The organism is Noviherbaspirillum soli (assembly GCF_015352955.1).
Lineage (GTDB): Bacteria > Pseudomonadota > Gammaproteobacteria > Burkholderiales > Burkholderiaceae_D > Noviherbaspirillum_A > Noviherbaspirillum_A soli.
Map to the genome: position 1 here is coordinate 59601 of NZ_JACYOX010000015.1, position 18660 is coordinate 78260.

At 65.7% G+C, this 18660-nt stretch carries 19 protein-coding genes; 15 read left to right on the forward strand and 4 right to left on the reverse strand.

Features of this window, described 5'->3' with window-relative positions:
- Positions 1-203 precede the first annotated feature (203 nt).
- The 13 genes from IGW04_RS13140 (at position 204) to IGW04_RS13200 (ending at position 12090) form a co-directional block, all read left to right on the forward strand.
- Entirely contained in the window at positions 204-1151 is a 948-nt protein-coding gene (locus IGW04_RS13140; RefSeq protein ID WP_194713530.1) for a diacylglycerol/lipid kinase family protein, read from the forward strand.
- A complete protein-coding gene (locus IGW04_RS13145; protein WP_194713531.1) occupies positions 1148-2011 on the forward strand; it encodes a metallophosphoesterase family protein in 864 nt (287 codons plus the stop codon). Before IGW04_RS13140 ends, IGW04_RS13145 begins: the two co-directional genes overlap by 4 nt.
- Positions 2012-2023: 12 nt before the next feature.
- The gene (locus IGW04_RS13150) at positions 2024-2953 is read left to right on the forward strand and encodes a DUF808 domain-containing protein (protein WP_194713532.1); all 930 of its coding nucleotides are present in this window, start codon (positions 2024-2026) and stop codon (positions 2951-2953) included.
- A 306-nt stretch (positions 2954-3259) separates the two neighbouring features.
- On the forward strand, positions 3260-4570 hold the full coding sequence (ugpB, locus tag IGW04_RS13155) for a sn-glycerol-3-phosphate ABC transporter substrate-binding protein UgpB (protein WP_194713533.1): 1311 nt from the start codon (positions 3260-3262) through the stop codon (positions 4568-4570).
- A 22-nt stretch (positions 4571-4592) separates the two neighbouring features.
- On the forward strand, positions 4593-5477 hold the full coding sequence (ugpA, locus tag IGW04_RS13160) for a sn-glycerol-3-phosphate ABC transporter permease UgpA (RefSeq protein WP_194713534.1): 885 nt from the start codon (positions 4593-4595) through the stop codon (positions 5475-5477).
- Positions 5474-6322 (forward strand): sn-glycerol-3-phosphate ABC transporter permease UgpE, encoded by an 849-nt coding sequence (gene ugpE, locus IGW04_RS13165; RefSeq protein WP_194713535.1) that lies wholly within the window; start codon positions 5474-5476, stop codon positions 6320-6322. The genes ugpA and ugpE overlap by 4 nt, the downstream gene beginning before the upstream one ends.
- Before the next feature lie 74 nt (positions 6323-6396).
- The gene (locus tag IGW04_RS13170) at positions 6397-7467 is read left to right on the forward strand and encodes a sn-glycerol-3-phosphate import ATP-binding protein UgpC (RefSeq protein WP_194713536.1); all 1071 of its coding nucleotides are present in this window, start codon (positions 6397-6399) and stop codon (positions 7465-7467) included.
- A gap of 41 nt (positions 7468-7508) precedes the next feature.
- Positions 7509-8420, forward strand: coding sequence for an NHL repeat-containing protein (locus IGW04_RS13175; protein WP_194713537.1), 912 nt, complete (start codon positions 7509-7511; stop codon positions 8418-8420).
- An 89-nt stretch (positions 8421-8509) separates the two neighbouring features.
- On the forward strand, positions 8510-9541 hold the full coding sequence (locus IGW04_RS13180) for a sugar-binding transcriptional regulator (protein WP_194713538.1): 1032 nt from the start codon (positions 8510-8512) through the stop codon (positions 9539-9541).
- Positions 9538-10233, forward strand: coding sequence for an MgtC/SapB family protein (locus IGW04_RS13185; protein ID WP_194713539.1), 696 nt, complete (start codon positions 9538-9540; stop codon positions 10231-10233). The genes IGW04_RS13180 and IGW04_RS13185 overlap by 4 nt, the downstream gene beginning before the upstream one ends.
- A gap of 26 nt (positions 10234-10259) precedes the next feature.
- Positions 10260-11027 (forward strand): glycerophosphodiester phosphodiesterase, encoded by a 768-nt coding sequence (gene ugpQ / locus IGW04_RS13190; RefSeq protein ID WP_194713540.1) that lies wholly within the window; start codon positions 10260-10262, stop codon positions 11025-11027.
- A gap of 95 nt (positions 11028-11122) precedes the next feature.
- Complete coding sequence (gene parS, locus IGW04_RS13195) at positions 11123-11611, forward strand: type II RES/Xre toxin-antitoxin system antitoxin (protein ID WP_194713541.1); 489 nt, start codon at positions 11123-11125, stop codon at positions 11609-11611.
- Positions 11611-12090, forward strand: a complete 480-nt coding sequence (locus tag IGW04_RS13200) for an RES family NAD+ phosphorylase (protein WP_194713542.1) — start codon at positions 11611-11613, stop codon at positions 12088-12090. Before parS ends, IGW04_RS13200 begins: the two co-directional genes overlap by 1 nt.
- 15 nt (positions 12091-12105) lie before the next feature.
- Here the strand turns inward: IGW04_RS13200 and IGW04_RS13205 are convergent, their stop codons facing one another.
- From IGW04_RS13205 to glpD, 4 genes are read right to left on the reverse strand one after another with little or no spacing between them, the layout of a single operon-like run.
- Complete coding sequence (locus IGW04_RS13205; protein WP_194713543.1) at positions 12106-12903, reverse strand: HAD-IIB family hydrolase; 798 nt, start codon at positions 12901-12903, stop codon at positions 12106-12108.
- Between the two features lie 15 nt (positions 12904-12918).
- On the reverse strand, positions 12919-13773 hold the full coding sequence (locus IGW04_RS13210) for an endonuclease/exonuclease/phosphatase family protein (RefSeq protein ID WP_194713544.1): 855 nt from the start codon (positions 13771-13773) through the stop codon (positions 12919-12921).
- A gap of 37 nt (positions 13774-13810) precedes the next feature.
- Positions 13811-14500 carry an MgtC/SapB family protein gene (locus IGW04_RS13215; protein ID WP_194713545.1) on the reverse strand — a complete coding sequence of 230 codons (690 nt, stop codon included), beginning with the start codon at positions 14498-14500 and terminating at the stop codon, positions 13811-13813.
- Entirely contained in the window at positions 14497-16014 is a 1518-nt protein-coding gene (gene glpD, locus IGW04_RS13220) for a glycerol-3-phosphate dehydrogenase (RefSeq protein ID WP_194713546.1), read from the reverse strand. The genes IGW04_RS13215 and glpD overlap by 4 nt, the downstream gene beginning before the upstream one ends.
- Positions 16015-16257: 243 nt before the next feature.
- On the opposite strand from glpD, the gene IGW04_RS13225 reads away from it, so the two are divergent.
- Together IGW04_RS13225 and IGW04_RS13230 are read left to right on the forward strand one after the other, a co-directional pair.
- Positions 16258-17739, forward strand: coding sequence for an iron-containing redox enzyme family protein (locus tag IGW04_RS13225; RefSeq protein ID WP_228527074.1), 1482 nt, complete (start codon positions 16258-16260; stop codon positions 17737-17739).
- Between the two features lie 80 nt (positions 17740-17819).
- On the forward strand, positions 17820-18581 hold the full coding sequence (locus tag IGW04_RS13230) for a regulatory protein RecX (RefSeq protein WP_194713547.1): 762 nt from the start codon (positions 17820-17822) through the stop codon (positions 18579-18581).
- Positions 18582-18660: the final 79 nt, after the last annotated feature.

Sequence of the window (18660 nt, forward strand, 5' to 3'; positions counted from 1 at the left end):
GTGGCGATGATTTATCTTGATGCGGGAGATCACAGCAGCACCGTATAAAGCCGCGCGCCGACGCTTGCGGCTCCCGCAACCCGTTTGCATTTTCTGCAGCGGGGTGTGAGCTAACAGACCGATGAGCTGGACTCGCCGTTCCTATACTCCCTGCTGTCTGCCGAGATGCCTGCTTCCACCGATTTCCGACCCATGATGCTCCCATGTCCGCAATCCAACCTGAAATGCCGTTCTTCATCATCCTCAATGCCGCATCCGGCCATCGTGAATCCGACGTCACGCGGGCAATCATTGCGCGCGTGATGCAGGAAGCGGGACGCGAGCATCACCTGCGCCTGGTGGAGGATCCTGCCGATCTTGCCGAGGTGGCGCGGACGGCCGTGCTGGACGCCAATCATGTCGGCGGCGCGGTGGTGGTGGCCGGCGGCGATGGCACCATCAATACGGTGGCCAATGCGGTGCTGGCCAGCGCATGCCCGCTGGGCGTGCTGCCGCATGGCACCTTCAATTATTTCGGCCGGACCCACGGCATACCGGAAGATCCGGAACAGGCGGTGCGCATGCTGCTGACCGCTACGCCGCATGCGGTGCAGGTGGGGCTGGTCAACGACAGGGCTTTCCTGGTCAATGCCAGCCTGGGGCTGTATCCCAGGCTGCTGGAAGACAGGGAGGCCTGGAAGAAGCAATATGGCCGCAGCCGGCTGGTGGCCTTGTGGGCCGGACTGGCCAGCGTGCTGCGCGCCCGGCGGCAACTGCGCCTGCGGCTGGAGAAAGATGGCGAAGTCGCTGGCTGGCGCACGCCAACGCTGTTTGTCGGCAATAACCGGCTGCAGCTGGAGCAGATCGGCATGCCGGAAGCCCCGGCGCTGGACCAGGGTTTCCTGGTGGCGATCGCGCCGCATCCGGTTGGCACCCTCTCGCTGCTCTGGCTGGCGCTGCGAGGCGCGCTCGGCAGCCTGGGCGATGCAAAACATGTGCGCAGCTTCCTGCTGCGCGAACTGGAAGTCATGCGGGCCGGACGGCGCACGCGCACCATCAAGGTGGCGGTCGACGGCGAAATCATGCAGATGGCCGAACCCCTGCGCTTCCGGGTGTCGCCGCAGCCGCTCTACCTGCTGAAAAACGGCGCGCCGGCGGGTGAGGCAGCATGAGCCTGGTGATCCAGATTTCCGATACGCATTTCGGCACCGAGCAGGCCGACGTGGTGGAGGCGCTGGTGCGCCTGGTCCGGGAACAGGCGCCCGACCTGGTGGTGCTGTCCGGCGACATTACCCAACGCGCCCGGCGCAGCCAGTTCGCCGCCGCGCGCGTCTTCGTCGACCGCCTTGCGCCGACGCCGCTGGTCGCCATTCCGGGCAACCACGACATACCGCTGCTCAATGTCGGCCTGCGCCTCCTCGCGCCGTATGCCAATTACCGGCGCGCCTTCGGCGAGGAACTCGAGCCGGAGTTCGAGCAGCCGCACCTGCTGGTGGTGACCGTCAATACCACGCGGCCCTACAAGCATGCAGACGGCGAAGTCTCGCCGGCCCAGATACAGCGCGTCGCCGCCAGGCTGGAGGCCTCGCCGGCGGCGCAGTTGCGCATCGTGGTGACGCACCAGCCGATCTGCGCGCTGTTGCCGGAGGACGAATGCAACGTGCTGCACGGCAGCACCGCCGCGGTGCGGCGCTGGGCGGAGGCGGGGGCCGACCTGATCCTGGGCGGCCATATCCATCTGCCCTATGTATGCGCGCTGCATGAGCGGCATGACAAGGTGACGCGGCGATTGTGGGCCGTGCAGGCTGGCACTGCGGTATCGTCGCGGGTGCGGCATGGCGCCGGCAATTCGGTCAACCTGATCCGCTATGGCGACGGCGACGGCGACGGCCGGCGCCCGCCGCTGTCGTGCGCCGTGGAGCGCTGGGACTACCAGCACCAGACACGCCACTTCATGCCGGTAAACGTGATTGCGCTCGACCTGGACCGGGGCGCGGCACAAAGTACGTCAAACGAAATTTCCAACGACTGACAAGGAGCGTATATGGCAGCTAGCAACCTGTTGGCGCTGATCGATGATATTGCCAGCATCCTCGACGATGTCTCGGTGATGGCCAAGGTCGCCGCAAAGAAAACCACCGGTGTCCTGGGCGACGACCTGGCGCTGAATGCGCAGCAGGTCACCGGCGTCAATGCCGACCGCGAACTGCCGGTGGTATGGGCCGTGGCCAAGGGCTCGATGATCAACAAGGCGATCCTGGTGCCGGCCGCGCTGGCCATCAGCGCCTTCGCGCCATGGCTGGTCACGCCGCTGCTGATGATAGGCGGCGCCTTCCTGTGCTACGAAGGCTTCGAGAAGCTGGCGCACCGGTTCTGGCCGCACGGCGGCGACGCCGGGCATGAAGCGCTGGCGCATGCGCTGGCCGATCCGAAGGTAGACATGGTTGCAATGGAAAAGGACAAGATCAAGGGCGCGGTGCGCACCGACTTCATCCTGTCGGCCGAGATCATTGCGATCACGCTGGGGGTGGTGGCCAACGCGCCGCTGGCAACCCAGGTGCTGGTGCTGTCGGGTATTGCGGTGGCGATGACCATCGGCGTATACGGCCTGGTGGCCGGCATCGTCAAGCTCGATGACGGCGGCCTTTACCTGAGCCGGCGGCCAGGGCCGGGAGCAGGCTTTCAGCGGGCGCTGGGGCGGGTGATCCTGGCTGGCGCGCCCAAGCTGATGAAGCTGCTGTCCATCGTCGGCACCGCCGCGATGTTCATGGTCGGCGGCGGCATCCTGGTGCATGGCATACCGGCACTGGGAGAGTGGCTGCATCATCTGGAAGAAGCCGCGCATGCGGTGCCCGGCGTGGGCGGCGTGCTGGGATGGGTGGCCAGCGCTGCCGGTGGCGCGGTGGCGGGCGTGGTTGCGGGCGCTATCGTGTTCATGGCGGTTGGCCTGGTCAAGAAGCTGATCAAGCGATAGAGCAGGGGCGACCGCATGGTCTGCCCTGGCCGGCAGGGATATCAGCGCGCCGTTGCCGCTGCAAGCGGCCTGCCAGAAATCTCTGCCGAGCCTGGCGTCAGGGGCCGCCCCCACGCTTCATTACCTGGCGGCTCTGCATGCCTATCTACTCTTGGTGAAGATGGTTGCACATAATTTCAATTTAATTGCACATACGTTCAACATCAGTTATATTCTCGCCAGCTTTCAGGCTGGCAAGGCTGCCGCGCCAGCCCCTTCCGCACGCCAGATTACTTCAGCGGAACAGAATACTGACAGGAGACCCGTATGTTTCACGCCAAAAAGGCCTTGTGCGCCGCTGGCCTTTGCGCCTCTTTCCTGAGCCCTGCTCAGGCAGCCACTGAAATTCAATGGTGGTACTCCCAGACCGGCGCAGTGAGCGACCGGGTGCTGGAACTGGCCGACCAGTTCAACAAGAGTCAGTCCGACTACAAGGTCATCGCCACTTACAAGGGCGGTTACGACGAGGCGATGGCAGCCGCGATCGCCGCCTTCCGTGCCGGCAACGCGCCCAACATCCTGCAGGTGTTCGAAGTCGGCACCGCCACGATGATGTACGCCAAGGGCGCGGTGGTGCCGGTGGCCGAATTGATGAAAAAGGCCGGCGAGACTTTCGACCCGTCCGCTTACGTGCCTGCCGTGTCTGGCTATTACACCTCGGCCCGCGGCGAGATGCAGTCGCTGCCGTTCAATGCCTCGACCACGGTCTTCTTCTACAACAAGGACAAGTTCGCCAAGGCCGGCCTGGACCCGGAAAAGCCGCCGGTCACATGGCAGGACGTGGTGTCGGCCGCGGCCAAGCTGAAGGCCAGCGGCGAGCGCTGCGCCTATACCACCGGCTGGCAGTCCTGGGTGCACCTGGAAAGCTTTTCGGCCTGGCATAACGTGGAATTCGCCAGCAAGGGCAACGGTCTGGGCGGTTTGGACACCCGGCTGAAGTTCAATAGCCCGCTGCATGTGCGCCATATCGAGAACCTGGCCAACTGGGCCAAGCAAGGTTACTTCACCTATGGCGGCCGCAAGAGCGAGCCGGATGCCAAGTTCTATTCCGGCGAATGCGCGATGATCACGTCGTCCAGCGCCACCTATGCCAACATCGCCAGGAACGCCAAGTTCAAGTTCGCGGTGGCGGCATTGCCGTATTACAGCGACGTGCCCGGCGCGCCGCAGAACACCGTGCTGGGCGGCGCCTCGCTGTGGGCCATGAGCGGCAAGAGCGCCAATGAGAATAAGGGCGTGGCGCGCTTCTTCAAGTTCCTGTCGCAGCCCGAGGTGCAGGCCAAGTGGCACCAGGACACCAACTATCTGCCCACCACCAGGGTGGCTTACGATCTGACCAGCAAGTCGGGCTTTTACCAGAAGAACCCCGGCACCGACATCGCCGTGCAGCAGATGATCGTCAAGACCACCGACAAGTCGCGCGGCATCCGCCTCGGCAATTTCGTCCAGATCCGCAACATCATCGACGAGGAACTGGAAAACGTCTGGTCGGGCAAGAAGACGGCGAAGGAAGCGCTGGACGCGGCGGTCAAGCGCGGCGACGAGCAGCTGGTCCGGTTCGAGAAGGCCAACCGCTAGTCGCGGCATTACAAGGGAAATCATGGAAAAACGCGCCCGCTACAAATCCGCCTGGCTGCCGTTCGTGCTGGTTGCGCCGCAGCTGATCGTCTCCGTGCTGTTCTTCTTCTGGCCCGCGGTACAGGCCCTGTACCAGTCGGTGCTGCTGCAGGATGCGTTCGGCAGCAGCGTGCAGTTCGTCTGGTTCGAGAACTTCGAGGCGCTGTGGAACGACCCCAGCTACCTGGAGTCGTTCAAGACCACCGCGATCTTCTCGGTATCGGTCGCGGTGCTGGGCCTGACGATATCGCTGATCCTGGCCGTCTTCGCCGACCGCGTGGTGCGCGGCACCGCGGTCTACCGCACCTTCCTGATCTGGCCCTATGCGGTGGCGCCGGTGGTGGTCGGCGTATTGTGGATGTTCCTGCTCAGCCCGACGCTGGGCATCATCTCGCATGCGCTTCGGCCGCTGGGCATCGACTGGAACCATACACTCAACGGCACCCACGCGATGATCCTGATCGTCGTCGCCGCGGTCTGGAAGCAGATCAGCTACAACTTCCTGTTCTTCCTCGCCGGCCTGCAGTCGATACCGAAATCGCTGATCGAGGCTGCCGCGATCGACGGCGCCGGCCCGGTGCGGCGCTTCTTCTCCATCGTCTTTCCGCTGCTCTCGCCGACCACCTTCTTCCTGCTGGTGATCAACATCGTCTATGCCTTCTTCGACACCTTCGGCATCATCGAGGCGACCACGTCGGGCGGGCCGGGCAAGGATACCGAGATCCTGGTGTTCAAAGTCTTCACCGACGGCTTCAAGGGCGGCGACCTGGGCAGCTCGGCGGCGCAGTCGGTGGTGCTGATGTTCATCGTCATCACGCTGACCGTGGTGCAGTTCCGTTACGTTGAAAAGAAAGTGAATTACTCATGATCGAGCGCAGACCGATACTCGACATGATCAGCCACCTGGTGCTGATCCTGGGCGTGCTGATCGTGGCCTTCCCCGTCTACGTGGCGTTCGTCGCCAGCACCCAGACCGTGGAGCAGGCGGCGATGTCGCCGATCTCGCTGGTGCCGGGCAGCCACATGATCGAGAACTATACGCAGGTGCTGGGCGCCGGCACCACCCGCACCGCGGTGGCGCCGGTGGGGCGCATGATGTGGGTCAGTCTGGTGTCGGCGCTGGCGATTGCCATCGGCAAGATCGCCATCTCCATGCTGTCCGCCTTCGCGCTGGTGTACTTCCGCTTCCCGGGGCGCGGCCTGTTCTTCTGGATGATCTTCCTGACGCTGATGCTGCCGGTGGAGGTGCGCATCACGCCGACCTACAAGGTGGTGTCCGACCTCGGCATGCTCAACACCTATGCCGGCCTGACGATACCGCTGATGGCCTCGGCCACCGCGACCTTCCTGTTCCGGCAGTTCTTCCTGACAGTGCCGGACGAGCTGGCGGAGGCGGCGCGCATCGACGGCGCCGGGCCGCTGCGCTTCTTCAAGGATGTGATCTGGCCGCTGTCGCGCACAAATGTGCTGGCGCTGTTCGTGATCATGTTCATCTACGGCTGGAACCAGTACCTGTGGCCGCTCCTGATCGCCACCGACCAGGACATGTACCCGATCGGCATCGGCATCAAGCGGCTGATCGCCGGCGGCGACGCGGCGGTGGAATGGAACATGGTGATGGCCACGCTGATCATGGCAATGCTGCCGCCCGGCCTGGTCGTGGTGATCATGCAGAAATGGTTCGTCAAGGGCCTGGTCGATTCGGAGAAATAAGGCGCTGGCCTTGCGGCCCAAGGCGCTCCCAGGAAACACGCCGCGCCATTCCGGGCGCGGCACAGGAAAGAGACATGGCACAAGTACATCTGAAAAACATCACCAAGACCTATGGCAGCGGCGCCAAGTCGGTTGCCGTCATCCACGGCATTTCGATTGATATCGAGGACGGCGAATTCATCGTGATGGTCGGCCCGTCCGGCTGCGGCAAGTCCACGCTGCTGCGCATGGTGGCCGGCCTGGAAGAGATCACCGGCGGCGACATCGTGATCGGCGACCGCGTGGTCAACAACCTGGAGCCCAAGGACCGCGACATCGCGATGGTGTTCCAGAACTATGCGCTGTATCCGCACATGAGCGTCTACGAGAACATGGCCTATGGCCTGAAGATCCGGCGCTTTTCCAAGGAGGACATCGACCAGCGGGTACAGAAGGCGGCCGGCATCCTGGAGCTGGGCGCGCTGCTGCAGCGCACGCCGCGCCAGCTTTCCGGCGGCCAGCGCCAGCGAGTGGCGATGGGCCGCGCCATCGTGCGCGAGCCGGCGGTGTTCCTGTTCGACGAACCGCTGTCCAACCTCGATGCCAAGCTGCGGGTGCAGATGCGCCTGGAAATCCAGAAGATGCATCGCGCCCTCGGCACCACCAGCCTGTACGTGACCCACGACCAGGTCGAGGCAATGACCCTGGGCCAGCGCATGATCGTGATGAACGGCGGCCGGGCCGAGCAGATCGGCACGCCGGCGGAGGTCTATGGCCGGCCTGCCACCACCTTCGTGGCCAGCTTCATCGGTTCCCCGCCAATGAATCTGCTGCACGGCAAGACAGTGGCCGGCGGCGGCTTCCAGCTCGAAGGCAATGGCGCCGTGTCGCTGCCCGCCGGCGTTGCCATGCCGGCGCAGGCCGACTGCATCCTGGGCGTACGGCCCGAGCACCTGCAGCTGGGCCGGCCGGGCCTGGAGATGGAAGTCGAGATGGTGGAGTCGCTCGGCGCCGACCTGCTGGTGCATACCCGCGCCGGCAGCCAAACGCTGGTGATCCGCGCGCCGGCCGGCACGCCGGTCGAGGCAGGGCAGCGGGTCAGCGCCGGCTTCGACGCCAGCTCGGTCCACTGGTTCGATGCCGCCACCACCCAGCGCCTCAACTGACGCCAACGCGCGGCGGCGTGGCTGCGCGGAAGAGGAAGCCCATGATCCGATTTGCAAACGCGCTCGCGGCGCTCGCCCTGCTGCTGATGGCGGGCAGCCATGCTGGCGCCGCCGCCGCCGCCGAGGTGCTGGGCACGCGGCCGGCGCATCTTTCCGGCGACCTGCCGGCCGTGCCCAACGACGCCGCCATCCTGGCCCGCATCTGGGCGCCTGACATCGATGAAGGCTATGTGCCGCAGGGCGTGACCGTAGCCGACGGCGCGCTGCTGGTATCGAGCTACCGCAGCGCCGATCCCAAGGTGGGCAGCGGGCCGTGCCGGGTGGCGCGGATCGATCCGGCCAGCGGCCGCACCACCGGCCGGTTCGACATGCCGGGCGCCTGCGGCCATGCCGGCGGCCTGGCGTACCTGGGCCAGGGCATGCTGCTGGTGGCCGACACCCGCAAGCTCTACAAGATCGACCTGGCGCGCGCCCTTGCCGGGCAGGGCGATTTCGTGATCGCCACGCTGGCGCTGGGCGGCGACATGAAAGGCTCGCTGGCCGGCTTCGACGGCAAGTCCGTCTTCATCGCCTCATTTGAAAAGGATGCGGACAAGGCGCGCGGCTTCTTCCTGCCGCTGTCGCTGTTCGACACCCATGACGGCGCGGTGCTGACGCCTGCCAATGCCAGCCGCATCCTCGCAGTGCCGGCGCTGGCGCAGGGGGCCGCCTTCGACCGTGACGGCGCGCTGTGGATGACCTTTTCCAACAGCAAGACCGGCGCGCTGAAGAAGCTCGATGCCGCCAGCGGCGCGGTGCTGGCCTCCTACGACATGGTGATCGGCATCGAAGACATCTCCTTCGATGCGCAGGGCCGCCTGTGGACGGTGTCGGAAGCGGGCACGCTGCGCTGGTCGCGCTGGTCGCATGCGTATCCGGTGCTGTTCTCCGTCGATCCGGCGCGGCTGCGCTGAGCCGTGCAAGGGAATGCCTGCAGTATCATGCTTGTCAATTGACTATCAACGAGGCTGGCCACGGTGCCGGCCCCTATGGAAACGCCGCCATGCATCAGGATAAGCAGATCGTCCCTTCCACCGAGGATTCGGCCCAGTACATCAATGCCATCACGGTGGCGCGCCTGTACTACTACCAGGACATGACCACAACCGACATTGCGCGCGAACTCAACCTGTCGCGCTCCAAGGTGTCGCGCCTGCTGAGCTTTGCGCGCGACAACGGCCTGGTGGAAATCCATATCAACGATCCGCGCGATCATCCGCAGCAGATCGAGGCGGAGCTGAAGCAGCGCTTCGGCCTGCCGCAGGCGCATGTGGTGTCGGTGCGGGAGTCCGGCGGCGAGCGGGAATGGCTGGAGCGGGTGGCCAGCCATGCCGCCAGCTACCTGAACCGGCTGGTGCAATCCAACATGGTGATCGGCCTGGCCTGGGGCAACACGGTCAATGAAATCGTCTCGCGCCTCACGCCCAAGTCCACCGTCAATGTCGAGGTGGTGCAACTGAACGGCTCCGGCACCACCCACAGCATGTCGAACGCGTTTTCCAGCGAGATCATCATGCGCTTCGCCACCAACTACGGCGCCCGGCCGCAGCCGTTCCCGGTGCCGGCCTTCTTCGACTATGCCGAGACCAAGACCGCCTTGTGGCGCGAGCGCAGCGTGCGGCGGCTGGTCGAGCTGCAGCAGCGCTGCGATATCCTGGTCTACAGCGTTGGCGCGCTGGCAGCCGAAGTGCCGAGCCAGATCCATAGCGGCGGCTACCTCGATCCGCAGGACCTGCAGGCCGTGACCGAAGCCGGCGCCGTCGGCGACATCGCCACCGTGTTCTTCCGCGCCGACGGCAGCTATCGCGACATCGCGCTCAACAGCCGCACCAGCGGCCCCGACCTGGATCTGTTCCGGCGCGTCAGGCATTCGGTCTGCGTGGCATCCGGCCGCGGCAAGGTGGAAGGCCTGCGGGCCGCGCTGCGCGGCGGCTTCGTCAATGAACTGATCATCGACGAGCCCACCGCCAGGCTGCTGCTGGAGAGCAGCCCGCCCGACGCGCCGCAGGCCGGTGCGGCGGGGGCGCAGCGATGACGGAGTCGATTCAATACAGGATCATCCAGCATCTTCTGGTGGCCCTGATTGCCGGCGGCCTGATCGGCCTGGAGCGCAGTTACCAGGGACGTCCGGCGGGCTTTCGCACCCATGTGCTGGTATGCGTGTCGGCCAGCATGCTGATGCTGGTCACGCTGTACCAGTCGGTCTGGTATGGCATGGAAGCAGGACATGCGCCCACCAGCACCGACCCCACCCGGATGGCGCAGGGCATCATGACCGGCATCGGCTTCCTGGGCGCCGGCGTGATCATGAAGGACGGCCTGTCGGTGCGCGGCCTGACCACCGCGGCCTCGATCTGGATGACGGCCGCGATCGGCATCCTGGCCGGCATCGGCTTCTATTTCCCGGTGGTGGTGGTGACGGTGCTGACGGTATCGGCGCTGTCCTTCTTCCGCTGGCTGGAAGGCGTGCTGCCGTCCTACTACTATGCGCAGCACGTGGTGCGGTTCCAGTCCGGGAGCGTGATGGAGGAAGAAGCGCTGCGCGAGCTGATCGCCGCGCATGGCTTTTCCATCGCCAACCTGAGTTACGGCATGCAGGACGCCGGCCGCACCTTCGAGTACCGCATGGTGATCCGCTCCCGCGACCGCGCCAATGCCAGCCGTCTTGTCGATTCCTGGCGCAGCATGCGCCACGGCGTGATCGAGTTTCGCATCGATCCCGCCTGACCCCCAGCCTGAAGGAGTAATACACGATGTGGCCTTTTCCCCGTGTCATCGCGCATCGCGGTGGCGGTACCCTTGCGCCGGAAAACACCCTTGCCGGCCTGCGCTGCGGTCTTGCGCACGGCTATCGCGCCGTGGAGTTCGATGTGATGCTGGCCGCCGACGGCGTGCCGGTGCTGATGCATGATCCCGCCTTCGGCCGTACCGTGCCCGGCATCGGCAATGTCGCCGAAACCAGCGCCGCGCTGCTGGCGGGCATGGATGCCGGCAGCTGGTTCGGACCGCAGTTCGCCGGCGAGCCGGTGCCCGACTTCGCGCAGGTGATCGCGTTCTGCCACCGCGAGGGCATCTGGATGAATGCCGAGATCAAGCCTTCTCCCGGCTTCGCCGCCGAGACCGGCCGCGCCGCCGCCGCGCTGTTGAAGCAGATGCTGGCGCAGCAGGCCGACGCCAGGCTGGCCGACGATGCGTCGATGCCGCTGCCGCTGTTCTCCTCGTTTTCGCCGGAAGCGCTGATGGCGGCGCGCGACATCGCGCCGGACATCCCCCGCGGCCTGCTGATCGGGCATGTGCCGGACGACTGGCAAGCCAGGCTGGAGCAGGTCGGCGCGATGGCGCTGCATACCAACCACAAGAACCTGAAACAGGAGCAGGCGCAGGCGATCAAGGACGCCGGTTATGGCCTCTTCTGCTATACCGTCGACGACCCGGAAGCGGCCAGGCGGCTGCTGGACTGGGGCGTGGATGCGTTCTGCACCGACCGGATCGACCTGATCGGTCCGGACTTCGCTGGTTAAGACGGCGGCCGGGCCGGGGATGATTGAAAGCAGCGCGCTGCAAGAGTGCCAATTGGTATAGAATTGGATGAAATTTCGTCCATTCCTGGATCATCATGACGCCCAGCAAGCCTCCGGCACCCAAGAAGCCTGTCACATACCCTCCGCATGAAGCCGGGCCGGAGCTGACGGTCGCGCAGAGCGTCGCGCCCTACAGCGCCGGATTCACCGCCAGCGCCATCGACATGGTCGGCGCGATGCGGGCCGGCATGCCGGCCCAGATCGTGGCCGACACCGCCAGGCGGCTGGGCATCAGCCAGGACAGGTTGTACGAAAGCCTGCGCCTGCCCCGCAGCACGCTGAAGAGCCGTGTCAGCAAGGGGCAGCCGCTGGCGGCGGTGGAGCAGGACCGGATGTACCGGGTTCACCGCGTGCTGGAGCGTGCCCAGGCGGTGCTGGAAGACGAGGCGGCCGCCATCGCCTGGATCAATCGGCCAAACCGCGCGCTGGGCGGCGAGGCGCCGCTTGCGCTGCTTGATACCGAGGCCGGCTATGAGCTGGTGCAGGACACGCTGAGCCGCATCGAATACGGCGTGCTGTCCTGATGGCGGCCAGCGTCACGGTCTGGCGCATCGCCAAGCACACGCTTGAATTTTCCGCGGCGGACCTGAGCGGCGGCGGCGCAAGGAAGACGGGGGGACGCTGGAACAGCAAGGGGCGGGCGGTCGCCTATGCCTCCGCCAGCATTGCGCTGGCCACGCTGGAAACCCTGGCGCACCTGGGCGACCGCATTGCGGTGCGCAATGCTTTCCTGGTGCGCATCGATATTCCGCTGCCGGTCTGGGAACGGCGCAACCGCATTGCGCCGGCCGGCCTCGAGCCGACCTGGCTGGCCGAGCCGGCAGGCTCTGTCACGATCGCCTTTGGCGACCAGTGGCTCGACAAGGCCGCCGCTGCGGTGCTGGAAGTGCCGTCCGTCATCGTGCCGGAAGAAAGCAATCTGCTGATCAATCCGGCCCATGCGGATGCAGGCCTGATCGGGGCCGCGGTAGCGCGCCGGTTCATCTACAATCCGCGGCTCTGAAGCCGCCCTGCGACCTCAGGCGCGCGCCGCCAGCAGGCGCCTGGCCAGTTCCACGAAGCCCGCGCCGCAGCGCGCTTCGGTCACATAGGCCGGCGCATGGCGCATGCGGTCGGTGAAGTCTGCCACATTGGCCACGCCCACCGCATTGGGAAAGTAGGCAAACATCGGCTCGTCGTTCGGCGAGTCGCCGATGAACATGTAACGTTCCCGCTGCGCATCCAGGTCCACGCCGTAGCGTTCCCGCATCAGCATGCGCGCCATGCCCAGCTTGTCATAGTCGCCGAACCAGCCATTGACATGGATGGAGCTGATCTTGGCCGTCATGCCGGCGTCACGCATCAGCGCGGCGATGCGGTCGACCTCGGCCCTGGGCAGCGGCGGCACATCCTCGCAAAAGTCGATCGCGATGTCGGCAATGCGGCAGAACTGGTCCGATGCCAGCGCGCAGCCCGGCACCGCTTCCAGTATCCCGGCGGCAATCTCCTTCAGGCGCGCGGCATTGGCGGCGCGGGTCGCTTCGTCGGCCAGGAAGCGCTGGCGCAGCTTGCGGCTCTCGGCATCGTGCCAGAAGTAGAAGGCGCCGTTCTCGCCCACCACCGCGTCCACAGGCCACATGCGGGCGATGTGGTCGCACCAGCCGGCCGGCCGGCCCGTGATCGGGATCACCCGCAGGCCGCTTTTTTGCAGCGCTTCCAGCGCGCCATAGGCATCGGCCGGCAGCTTGCCTTCCGTGGTCAGGGTGTCGTCTATATCGAGAAACAGGCCGGTGACGCGGGACAGGGTGGCGTCTGGCAGGTGTTGCAGGGACAGCATGCGGTTTTTTCTTTCCTAGTCTTGTTGCAGCGTAATCAGCACCGGCTGGTGGTCGGATGCCTGGGTGAGGCCGTCGACCCGGACATCGGCAATCCGGGGCGCCAGGTCGTCGGTCACGTAAATGAAGTCGGTGGTCATGGCCGCTGGCCATTGCTCCCTGTCGTACAGGCCCAGCGTCGGCGGATGCGGCACGCCCGGCCAGCGGGATGCCCAGGCATCGCGCAGCGCGGGGCTGCCGTCGGCATGGCCCTGCTGCATGCGCGCATGCAGGGGATCCTCGGGCTGGTAGTTGAAGTCGGCGGTGTAGATGGCCGATGCCGGACGCGGCAGGCTGCGGAAGGTGCCCTCGCTGCTGTCGGTCTCGACGAAGCCGCGCGCCTCGGCGCAGGCGTCGGCATGCAGGCCGCGCAAGGCTTCCACCTGGGCTGCGCGCTGCGGCGCCGAATAGTATTCGAGATGGGTGGTGACCACCCGCACCAGGCCAAACGGCGTTTCCAGCACCGCCTCCAGGGCCATGCGGCGCATGTTCTTCACGGTCGGGTCGGGCGGCGAGGGCAGCAGGTGGCGCAATACCTGCCGCACCGGCAGCCGCGACAGGATCATGTTGCCGAATCGGCGCCGGCGCCCCTGTTCGCCCGGCAGGTCGACCGCCACACCGTCGATCGCCGTATAGCCCGGCAGCAGCGCGGCCAGCGCGGCGAACTGATTGGCGTCGTTGTTGCCCTCCAGGGCCGGGAAGTTGTCCGCCACTTCCTGCAGGCACAGCACATCGAAGTCGGCCAGCGCGCGGGCATGGCTGACGATGCGGCGCAGATCCACCACGCCGTCGCAGCCACGGCCCCACTGGATGTTCCAGGTCATCAGGTTCATCAGCGTTCTCCTGTTCCAGGCCGGTTGCCAGCCGGCGTCAGGCCGGCTCGATGCGAAAGCCCAGCACGCTGCCATTGGCGCGGTGCCAGGTCTCGGCCAGCCTGGTGGCATTATCGCGGTCGCGCGAGCGGATCACCATGCGGTACTCGAAGATGCGGCCCGAGTCTTCCATGCTGTAGCTCATGTTGGCGATGGAAAAGCCATGCGCGGCGATCAGCTCGCGCAGCGCTTCCTCCCCCATCACGCTGTCGGACTGGAAGCGCACCACGTGCTGCGCGTAGTAATAGGCCGGCAGGATGCGCTCCACCCAGCGGAAGATGGACAGCGCCGATACCGTCAGCACCGTCACCATCACCACCGGGAAATAGAAGCCGATGCCGGCCAGGATGCCGATCGCGGCCGTCATCCAGATCGAGGCCGCGGTGGTCAGGCCGCGCACCGACAGGCCGTCCTTCATGATCACCCCGGCGCCCAGGAAGCCGATGCCGGTCATGATGCCCTGCGCCATCCGGGTGGGGTCGGTGCGCACGGTGTCGGCCAGCGGCGCGAGATACCAGCTCGACTGATACAGCGTGACCAGCATCAGCATGCTCGACGAGACGCACACCAGCACATGGGTGCGAAAGCCGGCGGGGCGGCCGTGGTAGCTGCGCTCCAGGCCGATCAGGCCGCCGGCAATCAGCGCGGTGAGGAGGTGAAGCAGGATGTTTTCGTAAAGAAGATTCATGCCGGCAGCTGCGGGACCACGCCTTCCATGTAGAGCGAAAAGCGCGCCCGTTGTTCCGGGCTCATGTGCAGGCCGGCCTTGGTGCGGCGCCACAGGACGTCGTCGGCCTGCTGCGCCCATTCGCGCTCGACCAGGTAACGCGCTTCGCGCTCATACAGGTTGCCGCCGAAGTATTCGCCGAGGTCCGACGGCGTCGCGGCATCGCCCAGGATTTCTTCGGCCTTGGTGCCATGGCGCTGCATCAGCGCGGTCAGCAGGGTCTCGGGCATGCCGGGATAGCGCGCGGCGAGGCGGGGCAGGAAGCCGGCCTGTCCGGCCGGCCCGAGGTCGCCGCCGGGCAGGGGCTCGGTGCCGGTCCACTTGCCGCCGGCCTTTTCCATCCATGGCGCGAGCTTGTCCAGCGCGGCCTCGGCCAGCTTGCGATAGGTCGTGATCTTGCCGCCATACACCGACAGCTGCGGCACGTTGACGTCGCCGTCTTCCAGCACCAGCGTGTAGTCGCGGGTCACCGCCGACGGATCCTCGGTGCCGTCGTCATACAGCGGGCGGATGCCGCTGTAGCTCCAGACCACCTGGTCGGGCGTGACCGGGCGGGCGGAATAGCGGCTGACCTGGTTGCACAGGTAATCCAGCTCCTGCTGGCTGATCTTCCCGCCTTCGCTGATGTCATCGACCACCATGTCGGTGGTGCCGATCAGCGTGAAATCGCGCTCGTACGGAATCATGAAGATGATGCGCTTGCCGCTGTCCTGCACGATGTAGGCATGCTCGCCTTCATACAGCTTGGGCACCACGATATGGCTGCCCTTGACCAGCCGCACGCCGGCCTTGGTCTTCGCCGTGCCCATGCTGCCGGCCACCTTGCTGACCCACGGTCCGGCCGCATTGACCAGCATGCGCGAACGCACCGTATGGCGCTGGCCGGTGCGCAGGTCTTCCAGTTCGGCCTGCCAGAGGCCATCCTCGCGGCGCGCCGAAAGGAAGCGGGTACGGGGCAGGATGGCAGCTCCATGCTCGGCCGCCGAGCGCAGGTTGAGCAGCACCAGGCGGGCATCGTCGACCCAGGCGTCGGAATAGATATACCCCTTGTGGAACTCGGTCTTCAGGCCGGCGCCGTAGGGCGTGCGCAGCAGGCTGATGCCGGAGGAGCGCGGCAGGGTGGTCTTGCCGCCGAGGCGGTCATACATCAGCAGGCCCAGCCGTATCATCCAGCCCGGCCGCAGTCCCTTGGCATGCGGCATCACGAAACGCAGCGGCCACGCGATGTGCGGCGCGATGCGCAACAGCACTTCGCGCTCGGCAAGCGCTTCGCCCACCAGCCGGAATTCATAGTGTTCCAGATAGCGCAGGCCGCCATGGATCAGCTTGGTGCTGGCCGACGACGTTGCGCTGGCGAAGTCATTCTGCTCGCACAGCGCAACCGACAGCCCACGGCCCGCGGCGTCGCGGGCAATCCCGGCGCCATTGATGCCGCCGCCTATGATCAACAAGTCAACTTGGGAAGGAAAAGTCATGAACGTTTGTTCCGAGCGTGTGAACAACTGTCAATATACGCCGCTTTGAACGTATGTGCAATATGTTTGAAATAATGTGCAAGGTAATTGGTTTGTGAAGGTTGTAGGCATCGTCCGACCCGCTTTCCTCCTGTTCGCTGATTGTTGGCCAGCTATGCGCTTCCGATAATCGAACCACTTTTGGCCAAGGCCACCATGAAAGCCGGCAGCTTTTCCAGCCGCGGGCAGCGAACAGAAGACATCATGCAAAACCTGACGGACCACATTCATTACATCCAGCCGGCGGCGCGACCGGCAAGCGCGGCTGCGGCGCCGGCGGTGGCGGCAACGCCGCTGCGCCGCCTGTACCGCGACCTGATGCGCGACCAGCCCGAGTCATCGGCGCTGCAGCAAGGCGAGGAATGGCTGCGGCAGCAACTGCTTGCGACCGACCGGCTGGAGTCGGACCTGCCCGATGACATCGACGACATCGGCGACTGGATTGCCGCCAGCACGGCGCTGGTCGGCCAGCGCTACCGGCATTACCTGGAAGCACGCAAGGCCGGCGGCCCGCGCCAGTACTTTTCCGGCAAGTCGCATGCGCTGTACTTCCTGAAGTCGGTTGCGCCGACCAAGCTGGTCGACGGCGCCTGGCTGTACGGCCTGACGCCCTACTGGAACGATGCCCGCTTTACCGCGCTGATCCGCATCTACCTCGAAGAGCTAGGCGATGGCGTCCCCGAGCGCAACCACGTACTGCTGTTCAAGCGGCTGCTGGCGGCCCACGGCTGCGAGCACTGGGAAAACCTGAGCGAGGACCATTACGTGCAGGGCGTGATCCAGCTGGCGCTGGCGCGCCATGCCGGCGATTTCCTGCCGGAAGTCATCGGCTTCAACCTCGGCTATGAACAGCTGCCGCTGCACCTGCTGATCTGCGCCTATGAACTCAACGAACTCGGCATCGACCCGACCTACTTCACGCTGCATGTCACGGTCGACAATGCCGACACCGGCCATGCCAGGAAGGCGCTCGAAGGCCTGGTGGAAACCATGCCGCGGGTCGGCGACCGGCAGGCGTTCATGCAGCGGGTGGCGCGCGGCTACAAGCTCAACATGCTGGGCGCCGGCACCAATTCCGTGATCGCCGAGTTCGACATCGACCGTGAAATAGTCGCTGTCTTTACCGCCAAGAGCGCAACCGGCAAGGAAGCCCATTCCGACTATTGCCGCATCGGCGGCCGCGCCGTCAATGACTGGCTGTCGGACCCCGCGCAGATTCCCGCCTTCCTCGATGCGCTGGTCGAGCGCGACTGGATCCGGCGCGGCGACGACCCGCAGAACAGCCGCTTCTGGCGCCTGCTGCAGGGCGAGCGTGCCGAGATGTTCGGCGTGTTTTCCGCCTATGAGCAGCAGGTGATATACGACTGGATCGCGGCCGGCTGGGAAGGCGCGCAGCGCCGCCAGATCAGCTTCCGGGCCCGGCAGCGGCTGATGGACACACTGGGCCAGCCGGCGCCGAGCGACTGGCACGGCGTGCGCGGCGTACTTCGCAATCCGGCGCAGCGCAGCGCGGCGGACGGCCAGAACGACTTCAACCTCGAACTGCGTACCCTGGAAGAGACCCTGGCGGCGCAGGAAAGCCGCGAGCAGGCGATGGACCTGCTGGTGCAGCTGATGGCGCCGGCCAGCCACCATACGCCGGCCGGCCTGATGGCCACGCGCATCTACAGCCGCATGCTGGCCTGACGCAGCAGGCTGGCGGCAGGGCGGCGCATGGGCGGGCGATCCAGTATCATCGACAGGTTTCCATTGCCGCCTGTGCAGCCATGTATCTGATCAACAAGAAAACCGGCGTGCCCGAACCGCTGCCGGAAGATGAGGCTGGCGATCCGCCTTCAGGCACCGGCAAGCCTGAAAGGCCGCGTCGCGACGCCAGCAGTTTCGGCCGGCGCAAGCCGGAACCTATTCCTGGCGAATACACCCGCACTTCCGACCGCAAGCGCCCCGTCCGCGGCAGTGCCAGCCCCAGTCCCGGCGAATACACCCGCACCTCGGACCGCAAGCGCAAGCCGGTCACGCCGCGCGAGCCCGGTGCGCCGCCGGAAAAGCCGGCGCAGTCGGCCAAGGCCTATGCCGTCTGGCTGCTGGCGCGGCAGGACTACAGCGCTACCGCGCTGCGCCGCAAGCTGGGCTCCAAGAGCTATGACGAGACGGAAGTGGAAGACGCGATGGCCTTCGTCATTGGCAACCGCTATCAGGATGACGGCCGTTTCGCCGAGCAGCGCTCGCGGGGCATCGAGAACCGCGCCGGCAACCGGCGCATCGAAATGACCTTGCGCCAGAAAGGGATAGACGCCGGTCTGGCCAAGTCCCAGGTGCAGCAACTGGCGCCGGAAGAGGAGCGGGTGCTGCATGCGGTGGCGAAATTCCAGGCCCAGGTCAAGCGCGATGGCATGAGCCAGGAGCTGAAGCTGAAGATCTACCGCTTCCTGGCCTATCGCGGCTTTTCTTCCAAAGCCATCCGCGCCGGCATCGAGTCGCTGGGCACGGATGGCGGCTGGGTGGATGACGTCGGCGAGAGTGAGTAAAGGATTTCGTAGGGCGGAATGCCCCTGCGGGGCATTCCGCCCTACATTGGTCCGACCGCTAGAGCACGGGCCGGCGCTT

Excerpts from the sequence above, each read along its gene's own strand:
- IGW04_RS13205 (WP_194713543.1), bottom strand. The coding sequence starts at position 12,903 with ATGCTGTCCCTGCAACACCTGCCAGACGCCACCCTGTCCCGCGTCACC.
- IGW04_RS13175 (WP_194713537.1), top strand. The coding sequence starts at position 7,509 with ATGATCCGATTTGCAAACGCGCTCGCGGCGCTCGCCCTGCTGCTGATG.
- IGW04_RS13170 (WP_194713536.1), top strand. The coding sequence starts at position 6,397 with ATGGCACAAGTACATCTGAAAAACATCACCAAGACCTATGGCAGCGGC.
- IGW04_RS13150 (WP_194713532.1), top strand. The coding sequence starts at position 2,024 with ATGGCAGCTAGCAACCTGTTGGCGCTGATCGATGATATTGCCAGCATC.
- IGW04_RS13140 (WP_194713530.1), top strand. The coding sequence starts at position 204 with ATGTCCGCAATCCAACCTGAAATGCCGTTCTTCATCATCCTCAATGCC.
- IGW04_RS13225 (WP_228527074.1), top strand. The coding sequence starts at position 16,258 with ATGCAAAACCTGACGGACCACATTCATTACATCCAGCCGGCGGCGCGA.
- IGW04_RS13210 (WP_194713544.1), bottom strand. The coding sequence starts at position 13,773 with ATGAACCTGATGACCTGGAACATCCAGTGGGGCCGTGGCTGCGACGGC.
- glpD (WP_194713546.1), bottom strand. The coding sequence starts at position 16,014 with ATGACTTTTCCTTCCCAAGTTGACTTGTTGATCATAGGCGGCGGCATC.
- IGW04_RS13145 (WP_194713531.1), top strand. The coding sequence starts at position 1,148 with ATGAGCCTGGTGATCCAGATTTCCGATACGCATTTCGGCACCGAGCAG.
- ugpB (WP_194713533.1), top strand. The coding sequence starts at position 3,260 with ATGTTTCACGCCAAAAAGGCCTTGTGCGCCGCTGGCCTTTGCGCCTCT.
- ugpE (WP_194713535.1), top strand. The coding sequence starts at position 5,474 with ATGATCGAGCGCAGACCGATACTCGACATGATCAGCCACCTGGTGCTG.
- parS (WP_194713541.1), top strand. The coding sequence starts at position 11,123 with ATGACGCCCAGCAAGCCTCCGGCACCCAAGAAGCCTGTCACATACCCT.
- IGW04_RS13180 (WP_194713538.1), top strand. The coding sequence starts at position 8,510 with ATGCATCAGGATAAGCAGATCGTCCCTTCCACCGAGGATTCGGCCCAG.
- IGW04_RS13185 (WP_194713539.1), top strand. The coding sequence starts at position 9,538 with ATGACGGAGTCGATTCAATACAGGATCATCCAGCATCTTCTGGTGGCC.
- IGW04_RS13230 (WP_194713547.1), top strand. The coding sequence starts at position 17,820 with ATGTATCTGATCAACAAGAAAACCGGCGTGCCCGAACCGCTGCCGGAA.
- ugpA (WP_194713534.1), top strand. The coding sequence starts at position 4,593 with ATGGAAAAACGCGCCCGCTACAAATCCGCCTGGCTGCCGTTCGTGCTG.
- ugpQ (WP_194713540.1), top strand. The coding sequence starts at position 10,260 with ATGTGGCCTTTTCCCCGTGTCATCGCGCATCGCGGTGGCGGTACCCTT.
- IGW04_RS13215 (WP_194713545.1), bottom strand. The coding sequence starts at position 14,500 with ATGAATCTTCTTTACGAAAACATCCTGCTTCACCTCCTCACCGCGCTG.
- IGW04_RS13200 (WP_194713542.1), top strand. The coding sequence starts at position 11,611 with ATGGCGGCCAGCGTCACGGTCTGGCGCATCGCCAAGCACACGCTTGAA.